18 protein-coding genes are annotated in these 14,154 nt (G+C 64.8%); 5 read left to right on the forward strand and 13 right to left on the reverse strand.

The window, feature by feature from the left end:
• Nucleotides 1-153: 153 nt before the first annotated feature.
• Nucleotides 154-1,260: a uroporphyrinogen decarboxylase gene (hemE, locus tag ACNH6H_RS10670; RefSeq protein WP_418317520.1), complete on the reverse strand. Its 1,107-nt coding sequence runs from the start codon at nucleotides 1,258-1,260 to the stop codon at nucleotides 154-156.
• A gap of 49 nt (nucleotides 1,261-1,309) precedes the next feature.
• Between hemE and cysK the strand changes: the two genes are divergently transcribed.
• The 5 genes from cysK to ACNH6H_RS10695 all read left to right on the forward strand — a co-directional run bounded on the left by cysK (nucleotide 1,310) and on the right by ACNH6H_RS10695 (nucleotide 5,388).
• The gene (gene cysK, locus ACNH6H_RS10675) at nucleotides 1,310-2,230 is read left to right on the forward strand and encodes a cysteine synthase A (protein ID WP_418317522.1); all 921 of its coding nucleotides are present in this window, start codon (nucleotides 1,310-1,312) and stop codon (nucleotides 2,228-2,230) included.
• 64 nt (nucleotides 2,231-2,294) lie between these two features.
• Nucleotides 2,295-3,227: an exopolyphosphatase gene (locus tag ACNH6H_RS10680; protein WP_418317523.1), complete on the forward strand. Its 933-nt coding sequence runs from the start codon at nucleotides 2,295-2,297 to the stop codon at nucleotides 3,225-3,227.
• A 76-nt stretch (nucleotides 3,228-3,303) separates the two neighbouring features.
• Nucleotides 3,304-3,912, forward strand: a complete 609-nt coding sequence (locus ACNH6H_RS10685) for a LemA family protein (protein WP_418317524.1) — start codon at nucleotides 3,304-3,306, stop codon at nucleotides 3,910-3,912.
• A 62-nt stretch (nucleotides 3,913-3,974) separates the two neighbouring features.
• The gene (locus tag ACNH6H_RS10690; protein ID WP_418317526.1) at nucleotides 3,975-4,859 is read left to right on the forward strand and encodes a TPM domain-containing protein; all 885 of its coding nucleotides are present in this window, start codon (nucleotides 3,975-3,977) and stop codon (nucleotides 4,857-4,859) included.
• 22 nt (nucleotides 4,860-4,881) lie between these two features.
• Nucleotides 4,882-5,388 carry a TPM domain-containing protein gene (locus tag ACNH6H_RS10695; protein WP_418317527.1) on the forward strand — a complete coding sequence of 169 codons (507 nt, stop codon included), beginning with the start codon at nucleotides 4,882-4,884 and terminating at the stop codon, nucleotides 5,386-5,388.
• Nucleotides 5,389-5,403: 15 nt separating this feature from the next.
• On the opposite strand, the gene ACNH6H_RS10700 is transcribed toward ACNH6H_RS10695, so the two are convergent.
• The 12 genes from ACNH6H_RS10700 to ACNH6H_RS10755 form a co-directional block, all read right to left on the reverse strand.
• On the reverse strand, nucleotides 5,404-5,790 hold the full coding sequence (locus ACNH6H_RS10700) for a hypothetical protein (RefSeq protein ID WP_418317529.1): 387 nt from the start codon (nucleotides 5,788-5,790) through the stop codon (nucleotides 5,404-5,406).
• A 33-nt stretch (nucleotides 5,791-5,823) separates the two neighbouring features.
• A complete protein-coding gene (locus tag ACNH6H_RS10705; protein WP_418317531.1) occupies nucleotides 5,824-6,216 on the reverse strand; it encodes a phage holin family protein in 393 nt (130 codons plus the stop codon).
• A gap of 48 nt (nucleotides 6,217-6,264) precedes the next feature.
• Nucleotides 6,265-6,597, reverse strand: a complete 333-nt coding sequence (locus ACNH6H_RS10710; protein ID WP_418317532.1) for a DUF883 family protein — start codon at nucleotides 6,595-6,597, stop codon at nucleotides 6,265-6,267.
• 164 nt (nucleotides 6,598-6,761) lie between these two features.
• Nucleotides 6,762-7,181 (reverse strand): F0F1 ATP synthase subunit epsilon, encoded by a 420-nt coding sequence (locus ACNH6H_RS10715; protein ID WP_418317534.1) that lies wholly within the window; start codon nucleotides 7,179-7,181, stop codon nucleotides 6,762-6,764.
• A 30-nt stretch (nucleotides 7,182-7,211) separates the two neighbouring features.
• Nucleotides 7,212-8,624, reverse strand: a complete 1,413-nt coding sequence (gene atpD, locus ACNH6H_RS10720; protein ID WP_418317535.1) for a F0F1 ATP synthase subunit beta — start codon at nucleotides 8,622-8,624, stop codon at nucleotides 7,212-7,214.
• A 52-nt stretch (nucleotides 8,625-8,676) separates the two neighbouring features.
• The gene (gene atpG / locus ACNH6H_RS10725) at nucleotides 8,677-9,543 is read right to left on the reverse strand and encodes a F0F1 ATP synthase subunit gamma (protein WP_418317537.1); all 867 of its coding nucleotides are present in this window, start codon (nucleotides 9,541-9,543) and stop codon (nucleotides 8,677-8,679) included.
• Between the two features lie 112 nt (nucleotides 9,544-9,655).
• Complete coding sequence (atpA, locus tag ACNH6H_RS10730) at nucleotides 9,656-11,209, reverse strand: F0F1 ATP synthase subunit alpha (RefSeq protein ID WP_418317538.1); 1,554 nt, start codon at nucleotides 11,207-11,209, stop codon at nucleotides 9,656-9,658.
• A 110-nt stretch (nucleotides 11,210-11,319) separates the two neighbouring features.
• Nucleotides 11,320-11,853 (reverse strand): F0F1 ATP synthase subunit delta, encoded by a 534-nt coding sequence (locus ACNH6H_RS10735; RefSeq protein WP_418317540.1) that lies wholly within the window; start codon nucleotides 11,851-11,853, stop codon nucleotides 11,320-11,322.
• A gap of 3 nt (nucleotides 11,854-11,856) precedes the next feature.
• Nucleotides 11,857-12,327: a F0F1 ATP synthase subunit B gene (locus tag ACNH6H_RS10740; protein ID WP_418317542.1), complete on the reverse strand. Its 471-nt coding sequence runs from the start codon at nucleotides 12,325-12,327 to the stop codon at nucleotides 11,857-11,859.
• 72 nt (nucleotides 12,328-12,399) lie between these two features.
• The gene (gene atpE, locus ACNH6H_RS10745; RefSeq protein ID WP_418317543.1) at nucleotides 12,400-12,663 is read right to left on the reverse strand and encodes a F0F1 ATP synthase subunit C; all 264 of its coding nucleotides are present in this window, start codon (nucleotides 12,661-12,663) and stop codon (nucleotides 12,400-12,402) included.
• A 92-nt stretch (nucleotides 12,664-12,755) separates the two neighbouring features.
• A complete protein-coding gene (gene atpB, locus ACNH6H_RS10750) occupies nucleotides 12,756-13,595 on the reverse strand; it encodes a F0F1 ATP synthase subunit A (RefSeq protein WP_418317544.1) in 840 nt (279 codons plus the stop codon).
• Between the two features lie 24 nt (nucleotides 13,596-13,619).
• Complete coding sequence (locus tag ACNH6H_RS10755) at nucleotides 13,620-14,150, reverse strand: ATP synthase subunit I (RefSeq protein WP_418317545.1); 531 nt, start codon at nucleotides 14,148-14,150, stop codon at nucleotides 13,620-13,622.
• Nucleotides 14,151-14,154: the final 4 nt, after the last annotated feature.

Below are 14,154 nucleotides of genomic sequence, written 5' to 3' on the forward strand. Positions count from 1 at the left end.
TGAAGTGCTAGCACACCGCGGAGCGGCATTTGGGGATAAGTCAAGACCGGAGTCGCGAAATTGACGCATTTTTTCCGCTTGACAATTGCCTCGAGCGGCGCTCCGCGGCTTTTTTCGAGCCCAACGGAACGCGACCCGGACAAACCCTGAGCGTCAACCGGATTGCACAGCCGCACCCGCACGCATCCGCCGCGACTGCGCATGCACCGCCTCGACGAGGCTGGCGACGTGATCTGGCGGCGTGTGCTGGCTGATGCCGTGGCCGAGGTTGAAGATGTGGCCGTCCCGGCCGCCCATCTCGGCGTCGGCCGACGCAAAGTCCTGCAGCACCTTCGTCACCTCGGATTCGATCACCGCCGGCGGCGCAAACAACACGTTCGGATCCAGGTTGCCCTGCAGCGCGACCCGGTCGCCGACCCGTCGCCGCGCGGCCGCGAGGTTGGCGGTCCAGTCGAGGCCGAGCACATCGGTCTCGAGGCCGGCCATCTCCTCAAGCCACGGCGCGCCACCTTTCGTGAAGACGATGCGCGGAATGCGCTGGCCATCGTGCTGCGGCGTCAGCTGCTCCAGCACCCGCCGCGTATAGGCCAGGCTGAAGCGCTGGAAAACGCCATCGGCGAGCACCCCGCCCCAGCTGTCGAAAATCATCACCGCCTGCGCGCCGGCGGCGATCTGCGCGTTCAGATACTGCGCAACCGCGTCGGCGTTGATCTCGAGGATGCGGTGCATCAGATCAGGACGGCTGTACAGCATGCTCTTGACGAGCCGGTAGTCGTCCGAGCCTGCCCCTTCGACCATGTAGCAGGCGAGCGTCCAGGGACTGCCGGAAAAGCCGATCAGCGGCACCCGGCCATCGAGCGCGTGGCGGATCGACGTCACCGCATCGAAGACATAACGCAAGCGCTCCATGTCGGGCACCGCAAGGGCATCGACGGCAGCTTCGTCACGGACCGGAGTGGCAAAACGCGGGCCCTCGCCGATCGCAAAACTGAGGCCGAGGCCCATCGCATCAGGCACCGTCAGGATGTCGCTGAACAGGATCGCGGCGTCGAGCGGATAACGCTCGAGCGGCTGCAGCGTGACCTCGGTGGCCAGCTCCGGATTGGTTGCCAGCGCCATGAAGCTGCCGGCCTTGGCCCGCGTTGCCCGGTATTCGGGCAGATAACGCCCGGCCTGGCGCATCAGCCAGACAGGGGTGTGCTCGGTCGGTTCGCGCCGGCAGGCGCGCAGGAAGGTGTCGTTCTGGAGGGGCGCAAACATCGCCGAATTATCACGCTCATAATCTGACGCACCCATCACCGGAGCAAACATGCGCGTCGACAATATCCTGCAGACCATCGGCAACACGCCGCATGTGCGCATCCAGCGCCTGTTCGGATCGTCGGCGAACGTCTATATCAAGAGCGAACGCAGCAACCCCGGCGGCTCGATCAAGGACCGGATCGCGCTGGCAATGGTCGAGGATGCAATCAAGTCGGGCGCGCTGAAGCCGGGTGGCACGATCGTCGAGCCGACCTCGGGCAATACCGGCGTCGGGCTGGCGATGGTCGCCGCGGTGCTCGGCCATCCGCTGGTGCTGGTGATGCCCGACAGCATGAGCGTCGAGCGGCGCCGGCTGATGCTCGCCTACGGCGCGCGTTTCGAACTGACGCCGCGCGACAAGGGCATGAAGGGCGCTATTGCCCGCGCCCAGGAGCTGCTGGCCGAACTGCCCGGCGCCTGGATGCCGCAGCAGTTCGACAACCCGGCCAATATCGAGGTCCATGCGCGCACCACCGCGGCCGAGATCGCCGCCGATTTTCCGGATGGCATCGATGCCTTGATCACCGGCGTCGGCACCGGCGGCCACATCACCGGCTGCGCGCGGGTGCTGAAGGCCCGCTGGCCGCAGCTGCAGGTCTTTGCGGTCGAGCCGTCGGCCAGCCCGGTGATCAGCGGCGGCACGCCGAGCCCGCACCCTATCCAGGGGATCGGCGCCGGCTTCATCCCGGCCAATCTGCACACCGACCTGCTCGACGGCGTGATCCAGGTCGATGCCGAACCGGCGCGCGAAATGGCGCGGCGCTGCGCCCGCGAGGAAGGCATGCTGGTCGGCATCTCGTCCGGGGCGACACTGGCGGCAATCGCCAGCAAGCTGGCCGACCTGCCGGCCGGGGCGACGGTACTCGGCTTCAACTACGACACCGGCGAGCGCTACCTGTCGATCGAGGGATTTCTGCCGGCCGAATAAAGACCGCGCGGCGGCGGCCGATAAGAAAAGGGATTCCCACCCCTCTCTGACCGGCCACCACCCCATGAGTGAGCAAAAATTCCGCCTCGTCACCCGCAGCGATTTCGACGGCCTCGTCTGCGCCGTGCTGCTGAAGGAACTGGACCTGATCGACGAGATCAAGTTTGTCCATCCGAAGGACATGCAGGACGGCAAGGTCGAGATCACCGACCGCGACATCACGACCAACCTGCCGTATGTGGCCGGCGCCCACCTGGTGTTCGACCACCACGCATCGGAGACGATCCGCAATACCGGTGACCGTGCCAACCACGTGATCGACGCCAATGCGCCGTCGGCGGCGCGGGTGGTCTACGACCACTACGGCGGCGCGAAGGCTTTCCCGCGGATCGCGCCCGACATGATGACGGCGGTCGACAAGGCCGACTCGGCCGCCTACAGCCGCGACGACATCCTCGATCCGAAAGGCTGGGTGCTGCTGAACTACCTGATGGATGCGCGCACCGGGCTCGGCCGCTTCCACGATTTCCGCATCAGCAACTATGCGCTGATGATGGACCTGATCGACTATTGCGCGACCCACGGCATCAACGACATCCTCGGCCTGCCCGACGTCAAGGAGCGCGTCGAGCTGTATTTCGAGCAGACCGGGCGTGCCCGCGAACAGATCCAGCGCTGCAGCACGGTGCACGGCAACCTGGTCGTGCTCGATCTGCGCAACGAGGAAACGATCTGGGCGACGAATCGCTTCATGATCTATGCGCTGTTCCCGCAGACCAACATCTCGATCCACGTGTTGTGGGGCGTCAAGAAGCAGAACACGGTGTTCGCGACCGGCAAGTCGATCCTGGACCGCAGCAGCCGCACCGATGTCGGCGCACTGATGCTGCAATACGGCGGCGGCGGCCACCACGCAGCCGGTACCTGCCAGGTCGGCAACGACGATGCACAACGCGTGCTCGGCGAGTTGATCGGCCGCATCAACGCCGACGGCTGAGTTCAGCGGCTGGCGCCGGCAGGCAGCCGGGCCAACAACCGTTAGCATCGCGGCTTCCCCTCTCTGGAGTGCCGCAATGCTTCGACGCCCCTGGCTTCTGATCCTCACGCTGGCCGCGACGCTCGGCCTCGGCGGCTGCGGATACAACGATTTCCAGCGCCTCGACGAGGAGGTGAAGGCCGCGTGGTCGGAGGTGCTGAACCAGTACCAGCGCCGCGCCGATCTGATTCCGAACATCGTCGCGACGGTCAAGGGCGAGGCCGATTTCGAGCAGGAAACGCTGACCAAGGTGATCGAGGCGCGGGCCAAGGCCTCGTCGATCCAGGCCACACCCGAACTGGTCAATGACCCGGCGGCATTCAACCGCTTCCAGCAGGCGCAGGGTGAAGTGAGCAGCGCCCTGAGCCGGCTGCTGGTCGTCAGCGAGCAGTACCCAAGCCTGCGCGCCAACCAGGGCTTCCAGGATCTGCGGGTGCAGCTCGAAGGCACCGAGAACCGCATCACCGTCGCCCGCAACCGCTATATCAAGGCGATCAGCGCCTACAACGTGCTGGTGCGCAGCTTTCCGAGCAACCTGACCGCGATGGTCCTCAGCTACGACGTCAAGCCGACCTTCACGGTGCAGAACGAAGCACAGATTTCGGCCCCACCCAGCGTCGACTTCAGCAAGCCGGCACCGAAGTGATCTTATTCTTCGCCGCCGTCGCAGCCGCCTCGAGGCGGCGCGCGGCGCCGATGCGAACGACGATGCGGGCGCTCGCCGTCGCCTTGCTGTGGCTGCTGGCGACGGCGCTGCCAGTACAGGCCCAGGACCTGCAGCCGGTGCCGCCGCTCAGCGGCCGCGTGATCGACCGCAGCGCCACCCTCAGCGAGCCGCAGCAGCAGGCGCTGGCCGCCAAACTCGCTGCGCTGGAAGCCGAAACCGGCAGCCAGGTGGTGGTCCTGCTGGTCACGACGACGGCACCGGAAGATATCGCTGCCTATGCGCACCGGGTCGCCGACCAGTGGAAACTCGGTCGCCGCGAGGTCGGCGACGGCTTGCTGATCGTCAGCGCCCAAGCCGACCGGCGGATCCGGATCGAGGTCGCGAAGACGCTGGAAGGTGCGATTCCCGACCTCGCGGCAAAACGGATCATCGATGAGCGGATCACGCCGGCCTTCCGCGCCGGTGACTTCGCCGGCGGACTCAATGCCGGCATCGATGCGATCGGCACGCTGATCAGAGGCGAATCACTGCCACCGGTGAAGTCTTCGCGGGGACAAGCCGGCGGAGACGGCTTCGACCTCGAATCGCTGGCGATGATCTTCTTCATCGGCGTGCCGGTCGTCGGCGGGCTGCTCAGCGCGGTGATGGGTCGCACGCTCGGCTCGCTGACCACCGCCGGGGCGGTCGGCGGCATCGGCTGGTGGCTGACCAGCAGCCTGCTGCTCGCCGGCGTGGCATCGGTGCTGGCGGTGCTGCTGGTCGGCGTGCTCGGCGTCGGCGCGGCCGGTTCGCGCCGTGGCGTCGGCCCGATCATCTGGGGCGGCGGCCTCGGTGGTGGTGGCCGCGGCGGGTGGGGCGGCGGCGGCGGCTTCGGCTCGGGCGGCGGCGGCGATTTCGGCGGCGGCGGTGCTTCCGGCAACTGGTAGCTCAGGAGCAACGGACTCGACGATGAACAAATGGATGCGCCTGCTGCGCCACCGCTTCTACGATGAGCGATATGCACGTCGGGCCGTCGGCCGCGACGCGCTGGACCGCATCCACGCCGCGATCGCGCACAGCGAAGCCGGCCACAGTGGCGAGATCCGCGTCTGCATCGAGGGCGGGATGCCGCTGTCGTACCTGTGGCGCAACGCCGATGCCCGCGAACGTGCGGTGAACATGTTCGGCAAACTCGGCGTCTGGGATACCGAACAGAACAACGGCGTGCTGATCTACCTGTTGCTGGCCGACCACCGGATCGAGATCGTTGCCGACCGCGGCCTGAACCGCCACGTCGATGCCGCGCAGTGGCGGCAAATCGTCGATCACCTCGCCGCGGCGTGTCGCGCCCGCCAGTTCGAGGCCGGTTTGCTCGGTGCAATCGACGAGGTCGACGCGGTGCTGCGCCGCCTTTTTCCGCGCGAGGCCGGTCAGCCCGACATCAACGAGCTGCCGGATCGACCCGACGTGCGCTGAAGTGCGGTCGCCGCGTCAGCGGCGCGACCTGGCGATCGACAGTCCGGCGTAGACCGCGACGCCGAAAACGCCGACAAGCAGCACCCGGCGGATCGCCCGGCGCGCCAGCAGGCCACCGGCAATCGACAGCAGGATCGGGTAACGGCGCGCCACCAGCACCGCATGCAGCAGCTGATGGCTCAGGTTGCTGGCCGGGCTCTGCTGCTGGCCGCGCCCGCCACGCTCGTCGGATGAGCCAAAAAACATCCGCTCCAGGCTCGACGGCAGGACAGAACGCAGCGCATTCGACGCGATGTGACGCGGGTTGGCCGCGCTGCGCATTTCATCGACATCGACGATCCACTGCACCCGCTCATGGGCGATGCGGGTCAGCAGCAACTGCTTGCGGGCTTCTGCGTCCACTGGCGTCCTCCTGTCAGCCGTTTACCGCGCTCATCATTGATCGGGCCCGGCCGATGAACCGCGCAGCATCACCGCATCGCGGCGCAGTTCGGCATGCGTCATCTCGAGCAGCTGCGGATAGCCGCGCACCGTCTGCCTGAGCTTCATCAGCATCACGATGCCGACCAGCAGATAGACGACGCCCATGCCGGCCAGCGCCCAGACGCCGAACTCCGGCCAGAGCAGCCAGACCACACACAGCGACAGCGCGACGATGCCGCAGACCAGCAGCAGCACACCGAACAGGCCAACGGCAAGCGAGCTCAGGATGCGGCTTCTGGCCTCGCCGATTTCCAGCGTGGCCAGTTCGAGTCGGCTCTGGAAAATCGCCAGCGCGGTGCCCGCGAGACGGCGACCGGCATCGAACAAGCCCGGATCGCCGCTCATCGGGCCTCAGTCCGAAAAACCGCAGATTCGGCTGGACCTCGCATGCGCTCAGCGCCGGTTCAGCAGCAGACCGACAACGACACCGATCGCCGCAGCGGTGGCTATCGACTTCCACGGGTGATCGTGGACATAGTCGTCGGTTGCACGCGCAGCGGCCTTGCTCTTCATCACGACGGTGTCCTGGGCGTCGTGCAGCTTCTCGCGCACGACACGCAACTGCTCCATCGCGCGCTCCCGCAGTTCGGCGGCCTTTTCACCACCAACCGTCGCAGCCTGATGGAACATGTCCTCGGCGTTGCGGATCGCCTTCTGGACGCCATCGTTCGAGATCTGCTGGTTGCCAGCGGTGGTCGCGGTGGTGGGAGTGGAAGTCTCGTTCATGGTCACCTCTCTTGTCGTTGGATGGGGAAATAACGATCCCGGAACAGACGAGTCCGATCCGGGATCGACGGAAATGTTCCACACATTGTCGCCCAATTGCAAAACGGCCGAACAAGCGGCCGTTTGCGGGGGGCGATCGGTCCAGCGACGGGACCGCTGCGAGCTTATTTCTTGCGGAATCGGCGCAGCGCGGCGATCTGCGCGGCCATCGCCGCGAATTCGCTTTGTGCCTTTGCGAAGTCGATGTCGCTGGCGGCGTTTTTCATCGCCTCCTCGGCCATCTTCTTTGCTTCCGCAGCTTTCGCCTCGTCGAGGTCGTGACCGCGGATCGCGGTATCGGCCAGCACCGTTACGGTGCCCGGCTGGATCTCGAGAATGCCGCCGGCGACGAAGACGAACTCCTCCTCGCCGGTATCGGCACGCGTGATCCGCACCGCACCCGGACGGATGCGGGTGATCAGCGGCGTGTGCCGCGGATAGATGCCGAGCTCGCCCATCTCACCGGGCAGCGCGACAAACTTGGCCTCGCCCGAGAAAATCGATTCCTCGGCCGAGACAACGTCAACATGCAAGGTGGCTGCCATCTGTTGTCCTGTTCAGCGCGCGCTGGCGCTTCAGTTGATCTTCTTGGCCTTCTCGAAGGCCTCGTCGATGGTGCCGACCATGTAGAAGGCCTGCTCGGGCAGGTGGTCGCACTCGCCGCTGACGATCATCTTGAAGCCGCGGATGGTTTCCTTCAGCGGCACATACTTGCCCGGCGAGCCGGTGAAGACCTCGGCAACGTGGAACGGCTGCGACAGGAAACGCTGGATCTTCCGCGCGCGGGCCACCGCCAGCTTGTCTTCCGGCGCCAGTTCGTCCATGCCGAGAATCGCGATGATGTCGCGCAGTTCCTTGTAGCGCTGCAGCGTGCCCTGCACCGCACGGGCGGTCTGGTAGTGCTCCTCGCCGACGACGTTCGGATCCAGCTGGCGCGAGGTCGAGTCGAGCGGGTCGACCGCGGGGTAGATGCCCAGCGAGGCGATGTCACGCGACAACACGACGGTCGAGTCGAGGTGGGCAAAGGTGGTTGCCGGGGACGGGTCGGTCAGGTCGTCGGCCGGAACGTAGACGGCCTGGATCGACGTGATCGAGCCGACCTTGGTCGACGTGATCCGCTCTTGCAAGCGGCCCATTTCCTCGGCCAGCGTCGGCTGGTAACCCACCGCCGACGGCATCCGTCCCAGCAGCGCCGAGACTTCGGTTCCGGCCAGCGTGTAGCGGTAGATGTTGTCGACGAAGAACAGCACGTCCTTGCCTTCGTCGCGGAACGATTCGGCGATCGTCAGGCCGGTCAGCGCAACGCGCAGGCGGTTGCCCGGCGGCTCGTTCATCTGGCCGTAGACCATCGCGACCTTCGAGTCCTCGAGCTTCTCGAGGTTCACGACGCCGGAGTCCGACATCTCGTGATAGAAGTCGTTGCCCTCGCGGGTGCGCTCACCGACGCCGGCGAACACCGACAGGCCGCTGTGCGCCTTCGCGATGTTGTTGATCAGCTCCATCATGTTGACGGTCTTGCCGACGCCGGCGCCGCCGAACAGGCCGACCTTGCCGCCCTTGGCAAACGGGCAGACCAGGTCGATCACCTTGATGCCGGTCTCGAGCAGGTCCTGCGACGGGCTCAGCTCGTCATAGGCCGGCGGCTTGCGGTGGATCGAGGCGGTCAGATCCTGGCTGACCGGGCCGCGCTCGTCGATCGGACGGCCGAGCACGTCCATGATGCGGCCGAGCGTCGCGCGGCCGACCGGCACCGAGATCGGCTTTCCGGTGTTCTGCACGACCAGTCCGCGGCGCAGGCCGTCGGACGAGCCAAGGGCAATCGTGCGGACCACGCCGTCGCCGAGCTGCTGCTGCACCTCGAGCGTCAGCTCGCCGCCTTCCATCTTCAGCGCGTCATAGACCCGCGGCATCGATTCGCGCGGGAATTCGACGTCGACCACCGCACCGATGCACTGGACGATCTTGCCTGAGCTTGCAACTTCAGCCATTGTGTTTCCTTTGACCTTTAATCAGATTCTTGACGTGTCGGGCAATGCCCGATCAGACGGCGGCGGCGCCGGCGACGATTTCGGAGAGTTCCTTCGTGATCGCGGCCTGCCGGGTCTTGTTGTAGATGAGCTTCAGCTCGCCGATCACGTTGCCGGCGTTGTCGGTCGCCGACTTCATCGCGACCATCCGCGCCGACTGTTCGGAAGCCATGTTCTCGGCGACGGCCTGGAAGACCAGCGCCTCGCTGTAGCGCATCAGCAGTTCATTGATCACCGACGGTGCGTCCGGCTCGTACAGATAGTCCCAGCCATGTTTGCTGTCGGCAACCATGCTTTCGGCCGACAACGGCAGCAGCTGCTGGATCACCGGCTCCTGCTTCATCGTATTGATGAAACGCGTGTAGCAGAGGTAGACGGCATTCAGCCGGCCTTCCGCGTAGGCGTCGAACAGCACCTTGACCGGGCCGATCAGCGCATCGAGATGCGGCCTGTCGCCGAGGTGGGTGGCATGCGAGACGACCTTCGCGCCGATCCGGTTCAGGAAGCCGAAGCCCTTGTTGCCGATCGCGACCGCCTCGACCTTGTCGCCAGCCGCCTCGACCTCACGCAGCTTGGCGGTGGTCGCGCGCAGCAGGTTGGTATTGAGGCCGCCGCACAGACCCTTGTCGGTGGTCACGATGATGAAGCCGGCGGTTTTGGCCGACTCGTTGTGCACCATGAACGGATGCTTGTATTCCGGCGTGGCCTGCGCCAGGTTGGCAGCCAGGCTGCGAACCTTTTCCGCATACGGCCGGGCCGCGCGCATCCGCTCCTGCGCCTTGCGCATCTTCGACGCGGCGACCATCTCCATCGCCTTCGTGATCTTCTTGGTGTTCTCCACCGATTTGATCTTGCCGCGTATTTCCTTGCCTGCAGCCATCAGAGGACTCCCAATGAATTATCAAGCGGCCACCGCGGAGCCGGCTTTGCCGGTCCGCTGGAGGCGCCCCCCTGGAAGGGAGCGCCGGAGGCGCTACGGAGGAGGACCATGTTCAGGCGAATGACTTCTTGAACGCAGCGACGGCGGAAGACATTTCGGCCTCGGCATCCTTGTCGAGCTGCTTGCTGTCCTCGATCTTCTGCAGCAGCGCGGCATGGCTGGTCTTCAGGAAGGTGTGCAGCCCGGCTTCGAACGCCAGCACCTTCTTGACGTCGACGTCGTCCATGAAGCCCTTGTTGACCGAGAACAGCGACGCGGCCATCAGCGAGATCGGCAGCGGCGAATACTGGGCCTGCTTCAGCAGCTCGGTGACGCGCGCGCCACGGTCGAGCTGCTTGCGGGTCGCTTCGTCGAGGTCGGAGGCGAACTGCGCGAACGCGGCCAGTTCACGGTACTGCGCGAGGTCGGTACGGATACCGCCGGACAGGCCCTTGATGACCTTGGTCTGCGCCGACGAACCGACCCGCGACACCGAGATACCGGCGTTGATCGCGGGGCGGATACCGGCGTTGAACAGCGAGGTCTCGAGGAAGATCTGGCCGTCGGTGATCGAGATCACGTTGGTCGGAACGAATGCCGACACGTCGCCGGCCTGCGTCTCGATGATCGGCAGTGCGGTCAGCGAACCGGTCTTGCCCTTCACTTCACCGTTGGTGAAGGCTTCGACATAGTCGGCGTTCACGCGCGCGGCACGCTCGAGCAGACGCGAGTGCAGATAGAACACGTCGCCCGGATAGGCTTCGCGGCCCGGCGGGCGGCGCAGCAGCAGCGACACCTGGCGATAGGCGACGGCCTGCTTCGACAGGTCGTCATAGATGATCAGCGCGTCTTCGCCGCGGTCGCGGAAATATTCGCCCATCGTGCAGCCCGAGTAGGCCGACACATACTGCATCGCGGCCGATTCGGCAGCCGAAGCGGCAACGACGATCGTGAACTCCATTGCGCCGTTGGCCTCGAGCGCGCGCACCACGTTCTTGATCGACGACGCCTTCTGACCGATCGCGACGTAGATGCAGGTCATGTTCTGACCCTTCTGGTTGATGATCGTGTCGATCGCGACCGCGGTCTTGCCGGTCTGGCGGTCGCCGATGATCAGTTCGCGCTGGCCGCGGCCGATAGGCACCATCGAGTCGATCGACTTCAGGCCGGTCTGCATCGGCTGGTCGACCGATTTACGCGCAATCACGCCCGGTGCGATCTTCTCGATCGGCGCGGTCAGCTTCGCATTGATCGGGCCCTTGCCGTCGATCGGCTGGCCCAGTGCGTTGACGACCCGGCCCTTCAGCTCGGGACCGATCGGCACCTCGAGGATGCGGCCGGTGCACTTGACGGTATTGCCTTCGGAGATGTGCTCGTATTCACCCAAGATCACCGCGCCGACCGAGTCGCGCTCGAGGTTCAGCGCCAGGCCGAAGGTCGGCGAGCCGTCCGGTGCAGCCGGGAATTCGAGCATCTCGCCCTGCATCGCGTCGGACAGGCCGTGCACGCGGCAGATGCCGTCGGTCACCGAAACGACGGTGCCCTGGTTGCGGATGTCCGACGAGGCGCCGAGGCCTTCGATGCGGCTCTTGATCAGCTCGGAAATTTCTGCGGGATTCAATTGCATGGTCTATCTCCTGTCTTTGCGCTGCGCCGCATCGCGATGGCTGCCGGGAGCCTGTTGCGGTTCTGCTGGCGCGAGGGTCGAATGCCGGTATCTGGGAAGCGTCGCGACCCTCAGGCCGTCAGCGCCATTTTCATTTGCTGCAATCGCGCCTTGATCGAGGTATCCAGCACCTCGTCACCGACCACGACGCGGATGCCGCCGATCAATTCCGGCTCGATCTCGACGCGCCCCCGCAGCTTGCGGCCGAAGCTGCGCTCGAGTGCCGAGAGCACCTCGCCAAGCTGTGAGTCGTCCATCTCGAACGCGCTGTAGACGACCGCATCCGACACGCCCGAGCGCTGATTGGCCAGCGCCTGGAACTGCTCGGCAACCTCCGGCAAGGCCGACAGCCTGCCGTTGTCGATCATCGCCTTCAGCAGGTTGGTCGTGCTGTAGGACAGCGGACGCTTGACCACCGAGACGATCAGTTCCTGGATCTGCTCGACGGTACTGTTCGGGCTGTCGGCCAGCTGCAGCACCTGCGGGTCGGCAGCAACCGCAGCAACCGCCTTCAGCTCGTCTGCAGCCTGGTTCAGATCACCTTCACCGACGACCTTGAAATAGGCCTCGGCGTAGGGACGGGCAATGGTTGCGATCTCGGCCATCGCTCAGAGCTCGGTCTTCAGGCGACCCAACAGCTCGGCATGCACGCCGGCGTTGACTTCGCGGCGCAGGATCTGCTCTGCACCCTTGATCGCGAGCTGGGCAACCTCGTCACGCAGCGATTCGCGGGCCTTGATCGACTCCTGCTCGGCCTCGGCCTTTGCGGCGGCGACGATTTTTGCCGCCTCCTCGCTGGCACGCGACTTGGCTTCCTCGATCATGCTGTGCGCAAGACGCTCGGCGTCGGCCAGCCGCTGCGCAGCATCGGTCCGGGCGGCCGACAGCTGGGCTTCGACGCGCTCGTTGGCAGCACTCAACTCGGCCTTGGCCCGGTCGGCAGCCGACAAGCCTTCTGCGACCTTGGTCGCGCGTTCGTCGAGTGCCTTGGTGATCGGTGGCCACACGAATTTCATCGTGAACCAGACAAGGATCAGGAACACGATCAACTGGGCGATCAGCGTAGCGTTGATGCTCACGTTATTGCCTCTGCAACAAGAGTTTGGAAAGCGGCAGGTGTACCGCGTCGAAAGCGGCGCCTAGCAAGGCGCTTATTTCGGCAGGTTGGCGATCTGCGCCAGGAACGGGTTGGCAGTAGCGAACCACAGCGCGATACCGGTGCCGATGATGAACGCCGCGTCGATCAGACCGGCCAGCAGGAACATCTTGGTTTGCAGTTCGTTCATCAGTTCGGGCTGGCGGGCGGCCGACTCGAGGTACTTGCTGCCCATGATGCCGATGCCGATACACGCGCCGACGGCACCCAGACCGATGATGATGCCTGCGGCGAGCGCGACAAAGCTGATGACTTCCATGATGACTCCTTCTTGGGGGTTGGTATGAAAAACTGAAAGGGAAAACTCGGGGTGGAACAACCGGCCGCGGTCACGGCCGGCTACAACTCGGATCAGTGCGAATCGTGCGCCTGTCCGACGTAGACGAGGGTCAGCATCATGAAGATGAAGGCCTGCAACGTGATGATCAGGATGTGGAAGATTGCCCAGGCCGAGCCGGCAATGATGTGGCCGATGTACAGGCCGATGCCGGTTGCGGTCAGTGCAAACGCGCCACCCATCATCGCGATCAGCATGAAGATCAGCTCGCCGGCATACAGGTTGCCGAACAGTCGCATGCCGTGCGAGACGGTCTTCGCGACGAACTCGATCAGCTGCATCGCGAAGTTGACCGGATACAGGAACCACTTGTTGCCGAACGGCGCGGTGAACAGCTCGTGCACCCAGCCACCCGCACCCTTGATCTTGACGTTGTAGAACAGGCTGACCAGCAGCACGCCGATCGACATCGCCATCGTGATCGACAGGTCAGCGGTCGGCACGACGCGAAGATAGGAAATGCCGAACGCCTTGTCGGCGATCACCGGCAGCAGGTCGACCGGGATCAGGTCCATCGCATTGAGCAGGAAGATCCAGATGAACACCGTCAGCGCGAGCGGCGCGACGACCTTGCGGCTGTTGGCGTTGTGGATGATGCCCTTGGCCTGGCTGTCGACCATTTCGACGAGGACCTCGACCGCAGCCTGGAACCGCCCCGGCACGCCGGAAGTGGCCTTGCGTGCGGCAAGCCAGAGCACGAAACAGGTGAGGACGCCCAGCACGACCGAGAAAAACACCGAGTCGATGTTGATGACCGAAAAATCGACCACCGCTTGCTGTTTCTGGTTCTGCAGGTGCTGCAGGTGGTGGATGACATATTCACCTGCAGTTGGAGCGTGGCCTTCGGCTGCCATTCTTGATCCTGAATTCTTGATTCTTCAACGCCCGCGCCACAGCAGCGCGAACCAGTTCACCTTGATGCACACAACCATCGTCAGCAGCAACGCCGGCCAACTCAGATCAGGCACCACCCGCGCGGCAATCACCAACATCGCGATCGCCACGCCGATCTTCAACATTTCCCAGAACATGAATCCGGCAGCTGCCGAAACAGCCGACGAAACCCGCCTCGTCATGCCACGCGCCATCAAGGCACTCGGCAAGACCGTTGCCAACGCTCCGTAAAGCGCCGACCACACAACCGACGACTGGCCCGACCAGATCCATGCCAGCACGACGCACAACACACCGGCGACGAACTGGACCAGCACCACCCTCCAGGGCGACACCATCGTGAGCTCGCCACGAAGCCGATTCGCCTCCTGCGCACTCAGGCGCTTGAAAGCGCGATCATCTGCCTCATCTTCGAAGGACATCGGAATCGAAACCGGCCACAACCCGCAAGCCGCGCAAGACAACGCCGGATCGGCGAATGTTGCACGTCTATTGCCGGCGGGTGAAGCAGGCATGCTC

The sequence above is a fragment of the Pseudideonella sakaiensis genome, assembly GCF_048320135.1.
Lineage (GTDB): Bacteria > Pseudomonadota > Gammaproteobacteria > Burkholderiales > Burkholderiaceae_C > Ideonella_A > Ideonella_A sakaiensis_A.